This window comes from Sulfitobacter sp. HI0129 (assembly GCF_001635395.1).
Taxonomy (GTDB): domain Bacteria; phylum Pseudomonadota; class Alphaproteobacteria; order Rhodobacterales; family Rhodobacteraceae; genus Sulfitobacter.
This window is the reverse complement of record NZ_LWGH01000559.1, coordinates 1-2,223: the sequence shown is the minus strand read 5'-3', so window position 1 is coordinate 2,223 and position 2,223 is coordinate 1. Positions and strand designations below refer to the sequence as shown.

The window sequence follows — 2,223 nt, the reverse complement described above, 5'->3', positions numbered from 1 at the left end:
AAGATGCTGGCGGACCGCCAGCTTACCCCCCGGCCAGAGGTGATCGCCTATCTCGTGTCCCGGATGGACAGATCCTTTGCGGCCGCGGGGGATCTGGTGGAACGGCTGGATGCCGCCAGTCTTGCCCAGAAACGCGGGATCACGCGCCGCCTTGCGGCGGAGGTGCTGGACAATGCCGACGGGCCCGCGCGATAATCGGCCCATTGCCATAAAACCGTCGCAGGAAACCGTCATAAGGGCCCCATGTCGCACGCCAATTTTCTGGAGGATCCCTTTCCGGATCCGATTTCGCTGGAGGACGTCGACCTTGCCGGACCCGGCAGGTTCTTCAACCGCGAGCTGAGCTGGCTGGCCTTCAACTGGCGGGTGGTGGAAGAGGCGGAGAACCCGCGCGTGCCGCTGCTGGAACGGCTGCGGTTCCTGTCCATTTCCGCCGACAACCTCGATGAATTCTATACTGTCCGCGTCGCGGGCCTGCGGGAACTGGCGCATGCCGGCAACACCACCCCGGCGGCGGACGGGCTGACGCCTTCGGAACAGCTTGTGCTGATCAACGAGAACGCGCGCAAGCTGATGATGACCCAGCAGCGGGTGCTGGCGGAACTGCTGACCGAAATGCGGGGCCAAGACATCACGCTGGTACGGCTCGCCGATCTGGCGCCGACCGATCATGCCTATCTTGAACAGGTCTTCCTCAATCAGGTGTTCGCGGTGCTGTCGCCGCTGGCGATCGATCCCGCGCATCCTTTCCCCTTCATCCCCAACACCGGTTTCGCGCTGGCGCTGCAGCTTGAGCGTACCGCCGACAAGCGCAGCCTTCAGGCGCTGCTGCCGGTGCCGGCGATGATCGACCGTTTCGTGCCCCTGCCCGCGCCCGACGGCGCGCTGCGCTATCTGCCGCTCGAAGACCTGCTGCTGCTGCATGTGCCGAACCTGTTCCCGGGATACCGGCTCAAATCGCATTTCGAATTCCGCGTGCTGCGCGACAGCGATCTGGAGGTGGAGGATGAGGCCGAGGATCTGGTACGCGAATTCGAGGTGGCCCTGAAACGCCGCCGCCGGGGCGAGGTCGTGCGGCTGACCCATTCCGTGGGGGCGCCGGAAAAACTGAAGGCGGTGATCATGTCCGAACTGGGCGTGCGCCCCCATGAGGTGATCGAGATCGACGGCATGATCGGCGTGGACGATCTGGCCGAACTGGTCACCGACGCCCGGCCCGATCTGCTCTGGCCCTCCTTCACCTCCCGCGTGCCGGAGCGGGTGACGGACCATGATGGCGACATGTTCGCCGCCATCCGCCAGAAGGACATGCTGCTGCACCACCCCTATGAGACCTTCGACATGGTGGTGCGGTTCCTCGCGCAGGCGGCGCGGGACCCGGATGTGGTGGCGATCAAGCAGACGCTCTACCGCACCTCCCGCGACAGCCCCATCGTGGAGGCGCTCTGCGAGGCGGCGGAGGACGGCAAGTCGGTCACCGCGCTGGTCGAGTTGAAGGCGCGTTTCGACGAGGCCGCCAACATCCGCCAGTCGCGCAGGCTGGAGCGGGCAGGCGCGCATGTGGTCTATGGGTTCATCGACCTCAAGACCCACGCCAAGATCTCTACCGTGGTGCGACGCGAGGGCACGCAGCTTGTGACCTATACCCACTACGGGACGGGCAATTATCACCCGATCACCGCGCGGATTTATACCGATCTGTCACTGTTCACCTGCGATCAGCGGCTGGGGCGCGACGCCACGAAGGTGTTCAACTACCTGTCGGGCTATGCCCAGCCCGATACGCTGGACAATATCGCGATCTCGCCCCTCACGCTGCGGACCCGCCTGCTGGAGATGATCGCGGCGGAGGCCGAATTTGCCCGCGAAGGCAAACCGGCGGAGATCTGGGCCAAGATGAACGCGCTCATCGATTCAGAGGTGATCGACGCGCTCTATGCCGCCTCGCAGGCCGGGGTCCGCATTTCGCTGGTGATCCGGGGCATCTGCGGGCTGCGCCCGGGCGTTCAGGGGCTGAGCGAGAATATCCGCGTGAAATCCATCGTCGGGCGGTTTCTGGAACATTCGCGCATCGTCTGTTTCGGCAACGGCCACGGGTTGCCGCACAAGAAGGCGCGCGTCTTCATGTCTTCGGCGGACTGGATGGGCCGCAACCTCACCCGCCGGGTTGAAACGCTGGTCGAGATCGAGAACCCCACCGTGAAGGCGCAGATCACCAGCCAG

At 64.7% G+C, this 2,223-nt stretch carries 2 protein-coding genes; both read left to right on the top strand.

Annotated features, from left to right (window positions below; translation table 11 throughout):
• Nucleotides 1-195 (top strand): HdaA/DnaA family protein (locus A3764_RS15045; RefSeq protein WP_443069385.1); only part of this gene is annotated, 195 nt, incomplete at its 5' end.
• 48 nt (nucleotides 196-243) lie between these two features.
• Nucleotides 244-2,223, top strand: a 1,980-nt coding sequence (locus tag A3764_RS15040; RefSeq protein ID WP_067951726.1) for an RNA degradosome polyphosphate kinase, incomplete at its 3' end; no start/stop codon positions are given.